The organism is Sodalis sp. RH14 (assembly GCF_047324285.1).
Taxonomy (GTDB): Bacteria; Pseudomonadota; Gammaproteobacteria; order Enterobacterales; family Enterobacteriaceae; genus Acerihabitans.
Genome location: NZ_CP178739.1, coordinates 1466946 through 1483099, shown reverse-complemented (window position 1 = coordinate 1483099; position 16154 = coordinate 1466946). Strand labels below are relative to the sequence as shown.

Annotated in this window: 17 protein-coding genes; 10 read left to right on the top strand and 7 right to left on the bottom strand. The window is 58.4% G+C overall.

Features of this window, described 5'->3' with window-relative positions; all coding sequences use genetic code 11:
- Positions 1–5: 5 nt before the first annotated feature.
- Positions 6–326, bottom strand: a complete 321-nt coding sequence (gene clpS / locus ACL2XQ_RS06640; protein WP_331122169.1) for an ATP-dependent Clp protease adapter ClpS — start codon at positions 324–326, stop codon at positions 6–8.
- A 367-nt stretch (positions 327–693) separates the two neighbouring features.
- Here clpS and cspD point away from each other — a divergent pair, with 367 nt between their 5' ends.
- The 5 genes from cspD to ltaE all read left to right on the top strand — a co-directional run bounded on the left by cspD (position 694) and on the right by ltaE (position 6244).
- Positions 694–915: a cold shock-like protein CspD gene (gene cspD, locus ACL2XQ_RS06635; RefSeq protein WP_132922666.1), complete on the top strand. Its 222-nt coding sequence runs from the start codon at positions 694–696 to the stop codon at positions 913–915.
- Between the two features lie 352 nt (positions 916–1267).
- Positions 1268–2218 (top strand): VirK/YbjX family protein, encoded by a 951-nt coding sequence (locus tag ACL2XQ_RS06630; protein WP_413722377.1) that lies wholly within the window; start codon positions 1268–1270, stop codon positions 2216–2218.
- Between the two features lie 153 nt (positions 2219–2371).
- Positions 2372–3271: a lysine exporter LysO family protein gene (locus tag ACL2XQ_RS06625; protein WP_410015922.1), complete on the top strand. Its 900-nt coding sequence runs from the start codon at positions 2372–2374 to the stop codon at positions 3269–3271.
- 97 nt (positions 3272–3368) lie between these two features.
- Positions 3369–5090, top strand: a complete 1722-nt coding sequence (gene poxB / locus ACL2XQ_RS06620) for a ubiquinone-dependent pyruvate dehydrogenase (protein ID WP_410015923.1) — start codon at positions 3369–3371, stop codon at positions 5088–5090.
- 101 nt (positions 5091–5191) lie between these two features.
- Positions 5192–6244 carry a low-specificity L-threonine aldolase gene (gene ltaE, locus ACL2XQ_RS06615; protein ID WP_413740162.1) on the top strand — a complete coding sequence of 351 codons (1053 nt, stop codon included), beginning with the start codon at positions 5192–5194 and terminating at the stop codon, positions 6242–6244.
- Here ltaE and ACL2XQ_RS06610 read toward each other — a convergent pair.
- Positions 6206–7048 carry an N-acetylmuramoyl-L-alanine amidase gene (locus ACL2XQ_RS06610; RefSeq protein WP_413740503.1) on the bottom strand — a complete coding sequence of 281 codons (843 nt, stop codon included), beginning with the start codon at positions 7046–7048 and terminating at the stop codon, positions 6206–6208. The two genes, ltaE and ACL2XQ_RS06610, sit on opposite strands and share 39 nt — an antisense overlap.
- Before the next feature lie 666 nt (positions 7049–7714).
- Here ACL2XQ_RS06610 and ACL2XQ_RS06605 point away from each other — a divergent pair.
- The 5 genes from ACL2XQ_RS06605 (at position 7715) to artM (ending at position 11362) form a co-directional block, all read left to right on the top strand.
- The gene (locus ACL2XQ_RS06605; protein WP_410015925.1) at positions 7715–8263 is read left to right on the top strand and encodes a lipoprotein; all 549 of its coding nucleotides are present in this window, start codon (positions 7715–7717) and stop codon (positions 8261–8263) included.
- A 228-nt stretch (positions 8264–8491) separates the two neighbouring features.
- The gene (gene artP, locus ACL2XQ_RS06600; RefSeq protein ID WP_413722374.1) at positions 8492–9220 is read left to right on the top strand and encodes an arginine ABC transporter ATP-binding protein ArtP; all 729 of its coding nucleotides are present in this window, start codon (positions 8492–8494) and stop codon (positions 9218–9220) included.
- Between the two features lie 16 nt (positions 9221–9236).
- On the top strand, positions 9237–9968 hold the full coding sequence (artJ, locus tag ACL2XQ_RS06595; RefSeq protein ID WP_410015927.1) for an arginine ABC transporter substrate-binding protein: 732 nt from the start codon (positions 9237–9239) through the stop codon (positions 9966–9968).
- 9 nt (positions 9969–9977) lie between these two features.
- Positions 9978–10694, top strand: coding sequence for an arginine ABC transporter permease ArtQ (artQ, locus tag ACL2XQ_RS06590; RefSeq protein ID WP_410015928.1), 717 nt, complete (start codon positions 9978–9980; stop codon positions 10692–10694).
- A complete protein-coding gene (gene artM, locus ACL2XQ_RS06585; RefSeq protein ID WP_410015929.1) occupies positions 10694–11362 on the top strand; it encodes an arginine ABC transporter permease ArtM in 669 nt (222 codons plus the stop codon). Before artQ ends, artM begins: the two co-directional genes overlap by 1 nt.
- Here the strand turns inward: artM and rlmC are convergent.
- From rlmC to potG, 5 genes are all read right to left on the bottom strand, one after another.
- Complete coding sequence (gene rlmC, locus ACL2XQ_RS06580) at positions 11339–12490, bottom strand: 23S rRNA (uracil(747)-C(5))-methyltransferase RlmC (RefSeq protein ID WP_413722373.1); 1152 nt, start codon at positions 12488–12490, stop codon at positions 11339–11341. The genes artM and rlmC overlap by 24 nt on opposite strands.
- A gap of 55 nt (positions 12491–12545) precedes the next feature.
- The gene (locus tag ACL2XQ_RS06575) at positions 12546–13070 is read right to left on the bottom strand and encodes a YbjO family protein (protein ID WP_413722372.1); all 525 of its coding nucleotides are present in this window, start codon (positions 13068–13070) and stop codon (positions 12546–12548) included.
- Between the two features lie 71 nt (positions 13071–13141).
- Complete coding sequence (gene potI, locus ACL2XQ_RS06570) at positions 13142–13987, bottom strand: putrescine ABC transporter permease PotI (RefSeq protein ID WP_410015932.1); 846 nt, start codon at positions 13985–13987, stop codon at positions 13142–13144.
- Positions 13984–14946, bottom strand: a complete 963-nt coding sequence (potH, locus tag ACL2XQ_RS06565) for a putrescine ABC transporter permease PotH (protein ID WP_413740161.1) — start codon at positions 14944–14946, stop codon at positions 13984–13986. Before potH ends, potI begins: the two co-directional genes overlap by 4 nt.
- 14 nt (positions 14947–14960) lie before the next feature.
- The gene (gene potG / locus ACL2XQ_RS06560; RefSeq protein ID WP_410016594.1) at positions 14961–16094 is read right to left on the bottom strand and encodes a putrescine ABC transporter ATP-binding subunit PotG; all 1134 of its coding nucleotides are present in this window, start codon (positions 16092–16094) and stop codon (positions 14961–14963) included.
- Positions 16095–16154 lie beyond the last annotated feature (60 nt).

The window sequence follows — 16154 nt, the reverse complement described above, 5'->3', positions numbered from 1 at the left end:
CCTGTTCAGGCCTTTTCCAGCGTACAAAGCAACGGATGCTCATTTTCCCGGGCATAACGATTAACATGAGCGGCTTTGGTTTCGGCGACTTCGGCGGTGTAGACTCCGCAGATAGCCTTGCCGTGATAATGAACCGTAAGCATCAGTTGCGTTGCACGTTCAACATCATAAGAAAAGAACTTTTGCAGTACGTCAATGACAAATTCCATCGGAGTGTAATCGTCATTGATAAGTATCACTTTATACATTGATGGGGGTTTTACCGCATCTTTCAATAGGTCTTCGGCAAAATTCTGTTCGCCTGGCCTTTCGCTTGTGTTACCCATCGCCTTTCCGTCAATACGTTGCTCTTTCTTGATATACCGCTGCAACCGCCGACTACCCCGGAGCGCAGCCCCATCATGGTTAACAGTCTACCATTAGATGTTCAAAACCGCCGCCTGCTAAAACCTATAACAATAATAGGATTTTGATCGCGACCGGCGCCTTGAGATTTTGTCAAAAAAGCGTCAATATCGTTACCTGCTTCAAAGTTTAGTAATATCATCAGCCAACTCCTCCAGCATCCTCTTGACCTGTGCTTCCTATCCTCTAGAGTGTACTTGCGTAAGCCGCTGCTGTTTTGACCAATCAGGCTTACGACGTCAACAATCCTCATCACATATAAGATTCGGTTGCGAGGGATGTAGAAGCATGGAGACGGGTAAAGTAAAATGGTTCAATAACGCCAAAGGTTTTGGGTTTATCTGTCCTGAAAGCGGCGGCGAGGATATATTTGCGCATTACTCAACAATCCAAATGGACGGTTATCGCACGCTCAAAGCCGGGCAAGTGGTCAGATTCGACGTTCATCAGGGTCCCAAGGGGAACCATGCGAGTCTGATTGTGCCTGTTGAAACCGAGACTGTTGCCTGATGACGCGCCTCGCGATTAATGCCTAAGGATGCTAGTGAAATGCCAGTGAATCGCTGGCATTTTTTTCGCAAGCTGGTCCCTGCATACTCAAGGTATAACATTTTTCTTTTAAGACGCAAGCATAATTATATCAGTAGCAATCACTAAATCGCCTTAAGTTTTCCCCGCGCGCGCTGATTCCCTCCTCCCGCCATCTCACCCCCGGCTGACGCGATATCCTGCGGTCCAAGCCCTGCACCATAAACATATGGTAAACAAGTTATTATCTCTTCTTCATCCCCCCGCCATATTGACCAACCGTTTAACAAGGCCTTGTTGAAATAGGCTTTTGTTTTAACCAGGTCATACAGATATGTCACAGCTTGTATCCAGTCTGGAAAAACCGGATTCATTAACCGGTTGGCAATTGGCGCTGGCCCTGTTTTTCGGCAAGCTGATGCCGGGCGCGGCTTGGGCCCGCCCGGTTTATCGCTGCAAGTTCATGCTCCGCTATCTCTGCACGTTCGCGTATTCCGCGCCCTGGCTGGCATACCTGGCGCAATCCCCGCTGTTGCCGCAGATGCTCGCCTCACAGCCGGGGCTGCCCTGTAAGCTGCACCGCCCCTATCTCGCCGCGAACATGCGCCGTAAACAACGGCTGGACGCCCTGCTGTTTCACTACACCTATACCCAGGCGCACCTCCCCCCGTCCCTGCTCAACGGACACCTGACGGGCGCAGGCATCATCCTGGCGGAGCTTGCGGCCAGGGACGGGCGGCGTTTTTACCTGCGCCTCGACTCGCTGGACCATTTAAACCGCGAAGGCGAGGCCACCGTGCTGCTTACCGATGAACACCATGTCATGCTGGCCGAGATAACCTTTGCCATTACCCCCGGCCAGGGTGCCACGCTCTTTATCGGCGGCCTGCAGGGGGCGGGGCGGCAGGTGGCCCACGAGGCGATACATGCCGCCACAAAATCCTGCCACGGCCTGTTTCCCAAGCGGCTGGCGCTCGAGACGGTAATGCTGCTGGCGGCCAACCTGGATATCCAGCGCATTCTCGCCGTGGGCAATAATAGCCATATGTACCGGGCGCGGCGTTACTCTTCTAAAAAAAGGCGGTTCCTGCACGCTGACTACGACAATTTCTGGCTATCCCTCAATGGTCAACGCGACGAACAGGGTTATTTCCATCTGCCATTAAGCATCCCGCGCAAGCCTCTGGAAACAGTGCCCAGCAAAAAACGCGCCGAATACCGACGCCGATATGAGCTGCTGGACCAGCTTGCCCGACAAATCAACGCGCATTTCGCCAGGGACTAGCCGGCTGCCGCCTGGTCCCAGGCGGCAGCGCCGTGCGTACTTATCACGTTCATCCGCGCAAGACACCATCGCCCCACGCCGCCTTTACAGTTATCCCGGTTTTGGTTAGTTTAAGGCAGCTTTCCCCGCCGCACAAAAGGATGTGACCCCACTATGTATTCCGGCCTGTTGATTATTCTCATTCCTTTACTCCTCGGCTACCTGTTGCCACGCCTGCGCCAAGGGGTGCTGCGGGCCGTCAACCGCCTGTTGAGCGCGATGGTCTATATCATTCTGTTCTTCATGGGCATCAGCCTGGCATTTTTAGATAACCTGGCCAGCAACCTGTTGCTGATTGCCTGGTATGCCGGCATCAGCGCCCTGTGCATCCTGACGGTTAACGGCGCCGCGCTGTGGTGGCTGGAGAAGCGCGCGCCCTGGCCGGCGCCCACCCATCAGGACACGCCTCCCTCCCGGCTGCGCATGGCCATGGATTCGCTCAAGCTCTGCCTGGTGGTGGCGGCGGGATTTGCCATAGGCCTGACCCAATGGCGCTGGCTCAGCGTCGCCTCGCGCGCCAGCGAATTCGCCCTGATCCTGCTGCTGCTGCTGGTGGGGATGCAGTTGCGCAACAGCGGCATGACGCTACGGCAGATACTGCTGAACCGGCGCGGCGCCAATATCGCCCTGGTGGTGGCTGCCAGCGCGATGCTCGGCGGCGCTGGCGCGGCAATGATCCTTGGGTTGCCCCTGCTTACCGGACTGGCCATGGCCTCTGCTTTCGGCTGGTATTCCCTTTCCGGCATTTTAATGACCGATGCCTTTGGCCCGGTGGTGGGCAGCGCCGCATTTTTTAACGATCTGATACGCGAGCTGCTGGCCATCATGCTGATTCCCGGACTGATGCGCCGCAGCCGCAGCGTCGCCCTGGGCCTGTGCGGCGCCACGTCGATGGATTTCACGTTGCCGGTGCTGCAACGCAGCGGCGGCCTGGAAGTGGTGCCGGCGGCCATTGTGCACGGCTTTTTATTGAGCCTGCTGGCGCCGGTTCTTATCGCGCTATTCTCCGCCTGACCGGCCAGGCACTGCACTTCCCCGTTTAAAAGGACTAAGCTTTACCGGCATGGGATTTTTTTTGTCTTAGTCCCGACTCATTTTAAAGGGGAAAGCCATGAAACAAACCGTTGCGGCAGCCATTGCCAAAACCCTCGAGCAAGCCGGCGTTAAACGTATCTGGGGCGTCACCGGCGATTCGCTTAACGGCCTGAGCGACAGCCTTAATCGCATGGGCACTATTCAATGGATGGGCACCCGTCATGAAGAGGTGGCGGCCTTCGCCGCCGGGGCGGAAGCCCATGTCACCGGTCAGCTGGCGGTGTGCGCCGGCTCTTGCGGGCCGGGCAACCTGCATTTGATCAACGGGTTGTATGACTGCCACCGCAATCAGGTGCCGGTGCTGGCGATTGCCGCCCATATTCCCTCCAGCGAAATCGGCAGCGGCTACTTCCAGGAGACCCACCCGGAAGAACTGTTCCGCGAATGCAGCCATTACTGCGAATTGATTTCCAATCCGGAACAACTGCCCCAGGTGCTGGGCATCGCCATGCGCAAGGCCATTCTCAACCGCGGCGTCTCGGTGATCGTGCTGCCGGGGGACGTGGCGCTGAAACCGGCGCCGGAAGACTATCAGCCGTCATGGTATACCCCGCAGCCGTCCCTGAGCGTCCCGCCGGTGGGCGAATTGGAAAAACTGGCCGCGGTGCTGAACCAGGCGGAAAATATCACGCTGATGTGCGGCTGCGGCTGCGCCGGCGCCCATGATGAAGTGGTCAGGCTGGCCGGACTGCTCAAGGCGCCGATCGTCCATGCGCTGCGCGGCAAGGAGCATTTGGAGTGGGATAATCCCTATGATGTCGGCATGACCGGCCTGATTGGCTTCTCGTCCGGTTATCATGCCATGATGAACGCCGATACGCTGGTCCTGCTGGGGACCCGTTTCCCCTATCGCGCCTTTTATCCCACCAACGCCAATATCATCCAGATTGATATCGATCCGGGCAGCCTGGGCGCCCATTGCGCGGTGAACATGGCGCTGGTCGGCGATGTCAAATCCACGCTGGCGGTACTGTTGCCGCGCTTGACGGAGAAAACGGGGCGCCATCATCTTGATCAGGCGCTGGAGCATTATCACGCCACCAGGGGGGATCTCGATGCCCTGGCCAAACCCAACGGCAATAAACCTATTCATCCGCAGTACGTGGCGCAGCAGGTCAGCCGCCTGGCCGCCCGCGATGCCATCTTCACCTGCGATGTGGGTACGCCGACCGTATGGGCGGCACGCTATCTGGAAATGAACGGGCAGCGCCGGCTTATCGGCTCTTTTAACCATGGCTCCATGGCTAATGCCATGCCGCAGGCCCTGGGCGCTCAGGCGGCCTATCCCAAGCGCCAGGTGGTCGCCCTGTGCGGCGACGGCGGCTTCACCATGCTGATGGGCGATTTTTTATCCATGGCGCAGATGAAGCTGCCGGTTAAGATCGTGATTTTCAACAACAGCGTGCTGGGCTTTGTCGCCATGGAAATGAAGGCGGGCGGCTATCTGACCGACGGTACCGACCTGCAGAACCCTGATTTTGCCGCCATCGCCCGCGCCGCCGGGATCAAGGGCATCCGGGTGGAAAAATCCGCCGATCTTGACGCCGCGCTGGAAGAGGCGTTTGCCACCGACGGACCCGTGGTGGTGGATGTGATTACCGCCAAGGAAGAACTGGCCATGCCGCCGCAGATTAAATTCGAACAGGCAAAAGGTTTCAGCCTGTATATGCTGCGGGCCATCATTAACGGCCGCGGCGATGAAGTGGTAGAATTGGCCAAAACCAACTGGCTGCGCTAGGGCCCGGTATGATACGCCCGGCATCAGGGTCCCTTTGCCGGGCGGCGGCATCATTAGGGCACAGGTGTTAACGCCCGTATCAAGAACGTAACGGAGTGAGCATGATTGATCTACGCAGTGATACCGTCACCTTGCCAAGCGCCGCCATGCGCCGGCTGATGGCGGAAGCCGAGGTTGGCGATGATGTTTATGGCGACGATCCCACCGTGGCGTCGCTCGAAGCCGACGGGGCCCGGCTCAGCGCCAAAGACGCGGCGCTGTTTTTCCCCAGCGGCACCCAGGCCAACCTGGTGGCCTTGCTGACGCATTGCCAGCGCGGGGAAGAGTACATCGTCGGCCAGCAGGCGCATAATTACCGCTTCGAAGCCGGCGGCGCGGCGGTGTTGGGCAGTATCCAGCCACAGCCGCTGGACGCCGACGCCGACGGCACCCTGCCGCTGGATAAGGTGGCGGCGGCCATCAAACCCGATGATTTTCATTTCGCCCGCACGCGCCTGTTAAGCCTGGAAAATACCCATAACGGTAAAGTGCTGCCGCAGGAATACCTGCGGCAGGCCTGGCAGTTTACCCGCGACCACCGTCTGGCGCTGCATATTGATGGGGCGCGCATTTTCAATGCCGTGGCGGCGCTGCAGATCCCGCTCAGCGAAATCACGCAATATTGCGATACGCTGACTATCTGCTTATCAAAAGGACTGGGTGCGCCGGTGGGCTCGCTGCTGTGCGGCGGCGCGGATTATATCCACCAGGCCCGGCGCTGGCGCAAGATGGTGGGCGGAGGGATGCGTCAGTCGGGGATCCTGGCGGCGGCGGGCCGTTACGCCCTTGAGCATAATGTGCAGCGGCTGCGCGAGGATCATGATAACGCCCGCTGGCTGGAACAGCGGCTATCGGCATTGGGCGTTGAGATCGTGGCCCCGGGCGCGCAAACCAATATGCTGTTTATCCGCCAGCCGGCGGAATTGGCCGCCAAGCTCGGCCCCTGGATGAAACAGCATGATATCGTGGTGGCCGCCGGCACGGTTACCCGCCTGGTCACCCATTTAAATATCAGCCGTGAAGATCTGGAAAAGGTGGTGGGCTGCTGGGAGGAATTCCTGCGCCATCAGGCACAGCTATCCGGCGCCCCGCTCACCGGCGTGTATTTCCAGTAACGCATCCAGGATCGCCTCGGTTTCCGCGTCCGCCAGGCCGCGGAAATCCCGCGGGCGAAAATGCATCTGGAACGCCGCCAGCGCTTTTTGCTGCAGCGCCGCCGGCAGTTGCGGCGCTACATCGTAACCGTATTGCGCCATCCGGGTCATTATGCCCGCCATCGCCACCGGCGAGTTGGGGTCGCGCCCCGCCAGGTAATGCTCTACCCGCCGCGTATCCGGCCAGACGCCAACGCCCGCCGCCGCCAATTGCCGCCAGGGGAATAACGGGCCGGGATCCTGTTTGCGCCGCCAGGCGATATCGCTGTGCCCCACGACATTGCCTGGCAGGATATGATACCGGTGGATGATATCGCGGCTCAGGGCAATGACCAGTGCGACTTGCGCCGGGGGATAGGGGGTCGCGCGCGCGCCCGTCAGGGTACGCCGGTACCCGTGGTTTTCGATTTCAATGCCAATCGACGTATCGTTAAGATGTGTGCGTCCGCGCCAATAGCTTTCGCCCGCGTGCCAGGCGCGACGGGACTCATCCACCAGCCGTAGCGCGGTGGGTACGCCCGGCGCCCCTCCGGGCACCGCCGGGATAAGATAGTGGGCGCTGACCTGCTCGGCGGTCAGGGTGCTCAGCGACGCGGCAAAATCCTCGGCGGTATAATGGATGACTAAAAACTGCACCCGCTCATCCGCGCCATGCGCGCGCCGTGAATCGTCCACCCGGTAAGCCGCCTCATGGGCCGGCGGTGTTATTGCCTGCTGGCAGCCGGCGATGCACAGGATTAACAGGGTCATGGCCCACCATGGCATCGTTGGTTTCGGCCCGCCGGCCGGACAGCCCGGCGCGCCGCTGCTCATCATGCCAATATCCATCAAGCACCTAATCCTGTTGAGTCATATCACCCGACGGTGACGCGCTGTAAATGATATACGCCAGGTATCGGGCCGGCTATCCTGTTTACCATTTAATTATTTTCAACGCTGTCGCCAGCAACGCATGCCGCGGCTGATAAATATCCTTTCCCCTCGGCGCGAAAGCAGCGCTCGGGATTTTCCGGTCTTGACAAGACCAAGGATTAAAAACCGCTACAGGCGCGTTAATCCATAAAGAAATTGATGATTTACAGGCGCCACCGCAAGACGGCAAAAATGATGAAATACCCGCCGATTGCCCTGAATTAATGCAGATTAAAAAAATATCAGGAAAAATTGAGCAATAACATCCACTTGAAATTTAATGCAAGCGCATTCTCCAAGGATGATAAAGATATTCACCCGCACAATACCTTGGGATAAAATGATTTTAAGACCGCTATCCCACCCCATTGCCCGCCAGAATAACGCCAGGCGCCATCTTAACCGGGCCTGGCGCGTCCCCGTCTTTAGCCAAACGTGCCGGTCCTCACACAACCATCTGATTTTTAATTATACTCGATGGTACTGATCTCTCGCCATCCTCTATCGTGAAGGTTAATAATGAACAATAAGCTTTATGCCCTCTTGCCGCTGGCATTGATTCTTGCCGCATGCACCCAGGTCGATCCGGCGTTTAAGGATATCGGCACGCGCAGCGCACCCTGCGTCGACGGCGGGCCGGATACGGTGGCGCAGGCGTTCTACAATCTGCGCATCGCGCAGCCGCAGGGCAAACCCAGCGCCTCGCAGCTGGGGCAGTACCGCCCCTACCTCAGCGAACGGTTGTTCCACGTACTGACCACGGATCGTAAAGCGCAGGCCAAGCTTACCGCCTTGCCGCCCGGGGATATCTTCAGCAGCCAGGCCGACGGACCCGCCACGGCCGAGGTTCACAGCGCCTCGCGTATCCTCAATACCGATGCGAAAAATATCCCCCTGCGCGTAGACCTGTCCCGCAGCCAGGGCAGCAACGGCCAATCGGTGCGCTGGCAGGATGAAGTGCTGATGATCCGCGAAGGCAACTGCTGGGTGCTGGACGACGTACGCTACCTTGGCACGCTATCTCCCCATCCCGCCGGCACCCTGCGCCAAACGCTGGAAGAACGTTAATCGCGCGCAGCCAGCGGTTCTTGCTGCTGCGGGCGCCAGCGGGCGCTGCGCCCGCTGCCCGCTGGGCTAAAATGCAGCACATCGCGGCAATCCGGCGGTGAGGAATGACGTTTTGTGCTGTTCGTGATATTATTACGCCCCTAAATGTAAATTTTAATCGCGGCAGATTGCATCGACAGGCTGTCGACGTTAACATCTGCCGCCTTAATGGCTATTCAGTTTCTTCGCATGAGTATTCAACTAAACCGCATTGACTGTTTTTACGGCGCCACCCAGGCGCTGTTTGATATCACCCTTGACTGCCCGGCGGGAGAAACGTTGGTGCTGCTCGGCCCCAGCGGGGCGGGTAAAAGTTCTTTACTGCGGGTACTCAACCTGTTGGAGATGCCCCGCGCCGGTCAGTTGTCGATCGCCGGCAACCATTTCGATTTTATCCAGGCGCCCGGCGAGAAAGCCATTCGCGAACTGCGTCAAAACGTCGGCATGGTATTCCAGCAATACAACCTCTGGCCGCATTTAACCGTGCGGCAGAATTTGATCGAGGCGCCCTGCCGGGTGCTCGCCCTGTCGCGCGCCGTGGCCAACGAACGGGCGGACAAGCTGCTCGATCGCCTGCGTTTAACCGATTTCGCCGATCGTTTTCCCCTGCATTTATCCGGCGGCCAGCAGCAACGGGTCGCGATAGCCAGGGCGCTGATGATGGAACCGCAGGTGCTGCTGTTTGATGAGCCGACCGCGGCGCTGGACCCGGAAATTACCGCACAAATCGTCAGCATCATTCGTGAACTGGCCCAAACCGGCATCACGCAGGTGATTGTAACGCATGAAGTAGAGGTAGCGCGTAAGACTGCCAGTCGCATCGTGTATATGGAAAACGGCCACATTGTGGAACAAGGCGATGCCACGCATTTCGCCACCCCCCACACCGAGGCGTTTGCTCACTATTTGTCGCATTAATTGTTGGAATAAAAAAATGAAAAAATTGATTATTGCCGCAGTGCTGGCCGGAATGACGTTTTCCGCCGCCGCGGCGCAGACCATTCGTTTCGCCACGGAAGCCTCTTATCCTCCGTTTGAATTTGTTGATGCCAATAACAAAATCCAGGGGTTTGATATCGATTTGGCCAATGCGCTCTGCAAACAGCTTCAAGCCGAATGCACCTTTACCAACCAGGCTTTCGACAGCCTGATCCCAAGCCTTAAATTCCGTCGTTTCGACGCGGTGATCTCAGGCATGGATATCACGCCGGACCGTTTGCAGCAGGTGACGTTCAGCCAGCCTTATTATGAAAACTCCGCCATTTTCGTGGCGCAAAAAGGCAAATTCGCCGATCTGGCCGCGTTGAAAGATAAGCGTGTCGGCATGCAGAACGGCTCCACCCATCAGAAATTCCTGCTGGATAAACATCCTGAAATCACCGCCGTGCCTTACGACAGCTATCAGAACGCCATCCTGGACTTGAAAAACGGCCGTTTGGACGCCGTCTTCGGCGATACCGCCGTGGTCAATGAATGGCTGAAGAAAGACGCCGACCTGGCCACCGTCGGCGATAAAATCACCGATAAAGCCTATTTCGGCACCGGCCTGGGCATTGCCATGCGCCTGAACAATAATGAGCTGCGCGACCAGTTCAATACGGCGCTGGATAAAGTCAAGCAAGACGGTACCTACCAGACTATCTACCAGAAATGGTTTAAGCAGTAATCGCCTTTCATGAATGAACTTCAACCCATAGCCAGCGCCGCCGGGACCACCGTCGGCCTGGCGCTGTGCGCGCTGGTGGCCGGGCTGTTTCTGGCGATGTGTTTTGCCGCCTGGGAATCCGTCCGCTGGAGATGGCTGGGGCTTATCGGCACCGCCGTGGTGACGCTGTTGCGCGGCCTGCCGGAAATTCTGGTGGTGCTGTTTATTTATTTCGGCGCCTCGCAGCTGCTGGTGATACTTGCCGACGGCTTTAGCCTCAACCTGATTGCGGCGCGTATTCCGGTGCGCCTGCCGATTGATAACTTTAACGTCAGTCCCTTTGTCTGCGGCGTGATTGCCCTGGCGTTGCTGTATGCCGCCTATGCCTCGCAAACGCTGCGCGGCGCGCTGAAAGCCATCCCGCAGGGACAGTGGGAGTCGGGCCAGGCGCTGGGCATGAAAAAAAGCACGGTTTTTTTCCGCCTGGTGATGCCGCAGATGTGGCGCCATGCGCTGCCTGGTCTGGGCAATCAATGGCTGGTGCTGTTGAAAGATACCGCGCTGGTGTCGTTGATAAGCGTTAATGACCTGATGCTGCAAACCAAAAGTATCGTCAGTTTCACCCAGCAGCCGTTTACCTGGTACCTGGTCGCGGCGGCGGTGTATCTGGTCATCACCCTGTTCAGCCAGATCATCCTGCGGGCGTTCGAGCGCCGTTCCACCCGTTTCGAGACGAGGGATTCCTGATGCTGGCCTACCTGCCCGAACTGCTGAAGGGGCTGCCCACCAGCCTGACGCTGACGCTGTGCGCCATCATCATAGCCTTGCTGCTGGCGCTGCTGTTTACCCTGGTTATCAGCCTGAAGACGCCGGTGCTGACGCCGTTAATCAAAATCTACATTACCCTGTTCACCGGCACGCCGCTGCTGGTGCAGATATTTTTGATTTATTACGGGCCCGGGCAATTCGCCGCCCTGCGCGCCATTCCCTGGTTATGGGCGCTGGTCTCGCAGCCATGGCTGTGCGCCATGGTGGCGCTGGCGCTTAACAGCGCCGCCTACAGCACCCAGCTCTTTACCGGCGCTATGCGCGCCATTCCCGCCGGACAATGGCAGTCATGCGCGGCGCTGGGCATGTCGCGCCTGCAATCCCTGCGCTTATTGATGCCGTTCGCCATCAAGCGGGCGCTGTCGTCCTACTCCAATGAAGTGGTGCTGGTGTTTAAAAGTACCTCGCTGGCCTACACCATTACCCTGATGGATATCATGGGCCATGGGCAGTTAATGTATGGTCGCACCTACGACGTCATGGTGTTCGGCGCCGCAGGCATTATCTATCTGTGCGTTAACGGCGTGCTGACCCTGCTGATGCGTTTGATCGAGCATCGGGCGTTACGGTTTGAACGACGTAACTGAGGGAATGCGTTGCAGCAGAACCAGCGTCTCGTAATGGGCGGTATGCGCAAACATATCAAATAACTGCGCCTTGACGATACGGTATGCCGGCAGGGCCTGCAGATCCCGGGCCAGGCTTTCCGCCTGGCAGCTGGAGTAAAGAATATACGGGGGCGCCATGCTCTCCAGATAGCGGCATAAATCCGCGCCAATGCCGCGCCGGGGTGGGTTGACCAGCACCAGATCCGGCACCTCCGCCCTTGAGCGCGCGAACTGGGTGGAATCCAGCGCCTGGAACATCACCTGGGTCAGCCCCATCAGCTGCGCCGACTGGCGCGCGCTGGCTATCGCCTCGGCGCTGATTTCAATGCCGGTCAGGCGCATATTCGGGCGCGCGCAGTGCAAACCAAACCCCCCCACCCCACAAAACAAATCCCACAGGCTGCTGATTTCCAGTTCGCCGACCCACTGCCGGGCGGCGGCATACAGGCGCGCGGCGACCGACGGGTTGGTCTGGAAAAAACCGCGCGGGCGGATAAACAGCGGCACATCATTGAGCCGTTCCGCCAGCGCGGTATCCTCGGTCAGGATGATTTCAGTTTCACCTTCAAGAATGGCCATATGCACCGGCTGGAGATTCACCGATATCACCTGAAGCTGGGGCACACGCTCCCGCAGCCAGGGCAATTGGGCGCGCAGCGCGTCCAGCTTGGCCTGCGAGCGCAGCACGAAACGCAGCATCATGCCGCCGTCATGCCGGCTTTCGGTCAACAGCAGGAATTTTAACTCGCCGCGCCGGCGCGCCACGTGATAAGGCGTCAGGCCGGCGCGGGCGATAACGTGCTTAAGCACGCCGAATACCGGCGCGAAGGTGGGGGGGTAAAGCGGGCAGGCGCAGAGATCCAGCGGCTCTCCGTCCCGCGCCATGATGCCTAGCACCGGGCGTTCTACGCTGCCGCTTACCACCATTTTCGCCTTATTGCGAAACGCCGCGGGCGGCGAAGCCACCGGCGCCAGCCACTGCGCCACGGGCATGGCCGACAATAATCCGGCCAGGGCGGCCTGTTTATCCGCCAGCTGCTGCGCATAGGGCTTATCCAGCCACTGGCAGGAATGGCAACGATCCGCGCTGAAAAGTTCGCAATGCATAGGTTTTCTGGCCGGTTAAACGGGCGCGCATTGTACCACCGGTTTTAGGTAAAAATCACCGGCCGCGTTTAAAAAACCGCCGGCTGGAGATCGGCGCGAATAACAGCAACACGATCACCATATCCGGCAGTTTATGCATCAGCAGTTCGCCGGAGATCTCCGCGGCGCTGGCGCCCGGCAGCGCGAACATTTCAGGATAAAAACCATTCCAGGTGGCCAGGAACAAATAGCCGGCGCTCAGGCCCTGGCACCCGGCAAAATACCAGCGCGCCCAGGAATGACCGCGCATCACCGCAAATCCGCAGCGCAACTCGACGAACAGCACCGTGAGGCTTGCCAGAAACAGCAGCGTCAAATCCCACGAGCGGCTGCTGGTCTCGATAAAGCTGCGCACCCCCTCCACGCCCAGGTTGCTGGTCAACATCAGCATGCCCAGGCAGCGGGTGGCGACGATGGCGCTGCCGGCGACCAATACCGCCACCGGCACATTACCGCGCCAGCGCGTCCGTTCCGCCGCGGCGCGCTTTAGCATACGCCAATGCAGCGGGCCCGTATTGCCATCCCTCAGGATGTCCGACATGGCCTTTCTCCTTGTTATTACGCCGTATTAAACAGCGGCACACGGATAAAGACTAGCAGTAATCTGCGCAATCAGCCACGGGCCGCCCGCTGGCGATCCCGCAGGCGTTGCTTTTCAGCGCGGGACATCAGCCACCAGGCGATCAGGCCGATAATGCCGACCACGCCCAGGATGATGGTGGCCAGGGCATTGATTTCCGGATTTACCCCCATCCTGACGCTTGAGAACACCAGCATCGGCAACGTGGTGGCCCCCGGACCGGCGACAAAACTGGCGATGACCAGATCATCGAGCGACAGGGTAAAGGCCAGCAGCCAGCCGGATACTATGGCCGGGGCAATCATCGGCAGCGTTATAATAAAAAACACCTTGATGGGCGTGGCGCCCAGATCCAGCGCGGCTTCCTCGATGGAGGCATCCAGCTCGCGCAGCCTGGAATTGACCACCACCGCCACGTAGGCGGTACAAAACGTCACGTGCGCCAGCCAGATGGTGAACATGCCGCGCTCCGCCGGCCAGCCGATGGCGTGCCCCAGCGCCACGAACAGCAGCAGCAGCGACAGGCCGGTTATCACATCCGGCATCACCAGCGGCGCGGTCAGCATAAAGGCGAACCCGTTGGCGCCGCGAAAGCGGCCGAAACGCACGATCACCACCGCCGCCAGGGTACCCAGGATCACCGCCATGGTGGCGGTGGCGGCCGCCAGCGTCAGGCTGAGCGACACGGCGCTTAGCATCGCCTGGTCATTGACCAGGACGCCATACCACTGCGTCGACCATCCGGCCCATACCGTGACCAGTTTCGAGCTGTTGAACGAGTAGATAACCAGCATCAGCATCGGGGCGTACAAAAAGGTAAACCCGGTGATTAAAATCACGATGCGCCAGGGCGAACGCACGACAGGTAGCGTATTCATGCCCGATCCCCCAGGGTTTTATTCTGATGTTTATGGAACCACATAATCGGCACGATCAGCAGCAGCAGCATGATAACCGCTACCGCGGACGCCACCGGCCAATCGCGGTTATTGAAAAATTCCTGCCATAAAATGCGCCCGATCATGATGCTGTCGGGGCCTCCGAGCAGCTCCGGAATCACGTATTCGCCCACCGCCGGAATAAACACCAGCATCGAGCCGGCGATAATGCCGCCTTTGGTCAGGGGAACAATCACCTGGAAAAAGGTTTTCATCGGCCGGGCGCCGAGATCGAGCGATGCCTCCACCAGGGAATAATCCAGCCGCGTCAGCGCGGTATAAATGGGCAGGATCATAAACGGTAGATAGGCATAGACCACTCCGATATATACCGCCAGATTGGTATGCAGGATCACCAGCGGCTGATCGATAACGCCGAGCCACAGCAGGACGTTATTGAGAATACCGTTGTTTTTCAGGATCCCCATCCAGGCGTAGACCCGGATTAAAAATGACGTCCACGACGGCAGGATAACCAGCAACAGCAGGATATTGCGCGTCGAGGGTTTACTGTGGGCCACCGCCCAGGCCATCGGGTAGCCTATCAGCAGGCAGAAAAAGGTGGAAACGGCCGCGACCTGCAGTGATTGCAGATAAGCCTCGATATACAGCGGATCGTCCAGCAGTTGCAGGTAATTGGCCAGGTTCAGCGAGATATCCAGCTTACCGTCGAGCCAGCTGACCAGGTCGGTGTAGGGCGGGATCGCCCGGGCCATCTCCGCCATGCTGATTTTGAAAACAATCAGGAACGGCAGCATAAACAGCAGCAACAGCCACAGGTACGGCAGAAAAATCACCGCCTTGCGCCCATGGCGCATCTGCAGCCTTGTCAAGATGCGGGGGGTGTTGACCCGATCGACGGCCGGCGGGGGCAGTAATTTTTCGTCAGATGCAGACATGATGTTCCCCTGTCCTATACCGTCAGCACAACACAGCTGTCCGCATCCCAACAGAGACGCACTTCATCCCCCCAGGTCGGCGTGCCTTTTCGGTAACGGTGCGCATTTTGCAGCTGCGCGCTGATGGTCTGGCCGCTTTGCAGCAGCACATGGTAAATGGAGAGATCGCCGAGATAGGCGATATTGACCACTTCGCCGACGGCAAAGTTAAAGCCGTCCGCGGGCACCTCCTCGCACAGCATGATTTTTTCCGGCCGCAGCGCCACATGCACCGGCACGCCGTCAACCACCGAGACATCGGAGTTCACCTGCAGCGGGTGCACCAGGCCGGGACTTTGGATAATGAGCGCATCGTCGTGACGCTCAACCAGCAGGCCGTCGAACATATTGACCGAACCGATAAATTCGGCGCTGAAGCGGCTGTTGGGGTGCTCATAAATCTCTTCCGGCTCGCCGATTTGCACAAACTTGCCCCGGTTCATAATGGCGATGCGTCCGGCCATGGTCATGGCCTCTTCCTGATCGTGCGTCACCATCACACAGGTCACCCCGACGCGTTCCAGGATATCCACCACTTCCAGCTGCATGCGGTCGCGTAATTTTTTATCCAGCGCGCCCATCGGCTCGTCAAGCAGCAATAGCTTTGGCCGTTTAGCCAGGCTGCGCGCCAGCGCCACGCGCTGGCGCTGGCCGCCGGAAAGCTGATGGGGCTTGCGGGCGGCGAATTCCTGCATATGCACCATCGCCAGCATCTCCGCCACGCGTTGCTTAATCTCGGCGCGCGGCAGTTTATCCTGCTTCAAGCCGAAGGCAATATTCTGTTCCACCGTCATATGCGGAAACAGCGCATAGGACTGGAACATCATATTAATGGGCCGTTGATACGGCGGCATATGGGACAGGTCCTGGCCGTCGAGCACAATCTGGCCATGGGTGGGTTGTTCAAAGCCCGCCAGCATCCGCAGCAGCGTGGATTTACCACAGCCTGACGCGCCCAATAAAGCAAACATTTCCCCTTTATAGATCGTTAAACTGACATCATCGACCGCCGACTGGCCGTCGAAGGTTTTGGTCAAATTGCGAATCTCCAGCAATGGCGTTACCATTTTCTGGGTTTTGGGCTGTGGGCGGGGTATGGCATCGTTCACTGACATGACTCTCCGGAACAGAAGAAACGGATAATCGTTAATCGTCTACCGTCTCTGAAA

Excerpts from the sequence above, each read along its gene's own strand:
- artJ (WP_410015927.1), top strand. The coding sequence starts at position 9,237 with ATGAAAAAATTGATTATTGCCGCAGTGCTGGCCGGAATGACGTTTTCC.
- ACL2XQ_RS06610 (WP_413740503.1), bottom strand. The coding sequence starts at position 7,048 with ATGCCATGGTGGGCCATGACCCTGTTAATCCTGTGCATCGCCGGCTGC.
- poxB (WP_410015923.1), top strand. The coding sequence starts at position 3,369 with ATGAAACAAACCGTTGCGGCAGCCATTGCCAAAACCCTCGAGCAAGCC.
- ACL2XQ_RS06630 (WP_413722377.1), top strand. The coding sequence starts at position 1,268 with ATGTCACAGCTTGTATCCAGTCTGGAAAAACCGGATTCATTAACCGGT.
- ACL2XQ_RS06605 (WP_410015925.1), top strand. The coding sequence starts at position 7,715 with ATGAACAATAAGCTTTATGCCCTCTTGCCGCTGGCATTGATTCTTGCC.
- ltaE (WP_413740162.1), top strand. The coding sequence starts at position 5,192 with ATGATTGATCTACGCAGTGATACCGTCACCTTGCCAAGCGCCGCCATG.
- potI (WP_410015932.1), bottom strand. The coding sequence starts at position 13,987 with ATGAATACGCTACCTGTCGTGCGTTCGCCCTGGCGCATCGTGATTTTA.
- ACL2XQ_RS06575 (WP_413722372.1), bottom strand. The coding sequence starts at position 13,070 with ATGTCGGACATCCTGAGGGATGGCAATACGGGCCCGCTGCATTGGCGT.
- artM (WP_410015929.1), top strand. The coding sequence starts at position 10,694 with ATGCTGGCCTACCTGCCCGAACTGCTGAAGGGGCTGCCCACCAGCCTG.
- potH (WP_413740161.1), bottom strand. The coding sequence starts at position 14,946 with ATGTCTGCATCTGACGAAAAATTACTGCCCCCGCCGGCCGTCGATCGG.
- rlmC (WP_413722373.1), bottom strand. The coding sequence starts at position 12,490 with ATGCATTGCGAACTTTTCAGCGCGGATCGTTGCCATTCCTGCCAGTGG.
- artP (WP_413722374.1), top strand. The coding sequence starts at position 8,492 with ATGAGTATTCAACTAAACCGCATTGACTGTTTTTACGGCGCCACCCAG.
- cspD (WP_132922666.1), top strand. The coding sequence starts at position 694 with ATGGAGACGGGTAAAGTAAAATGGTTCAATAACGCCAAAGGTTTTGGG.
- artQ (WP_410015928.1), top strand. The coding sequence starts at position 9,978 with ATGAATGAACTTCAACCCATAGCCAGCGCCGCCGGGACCACCGTCGGC.
- clpS (WP_331122169.1), bottom strand. The coding sequence starts at position 326 with ATGGGTAACACAAGCGAAAGGCCAGGCGAACAGAATTTTGCCGAAGAC.
- ACL2XQ_RS06625 (WP_410015922.1), top strand. The coding sequence starts at position 2,372 with ATGTATTCCGGCCTGTTGATTATTCTCATTCCTTTACTCCTCGGCTAC.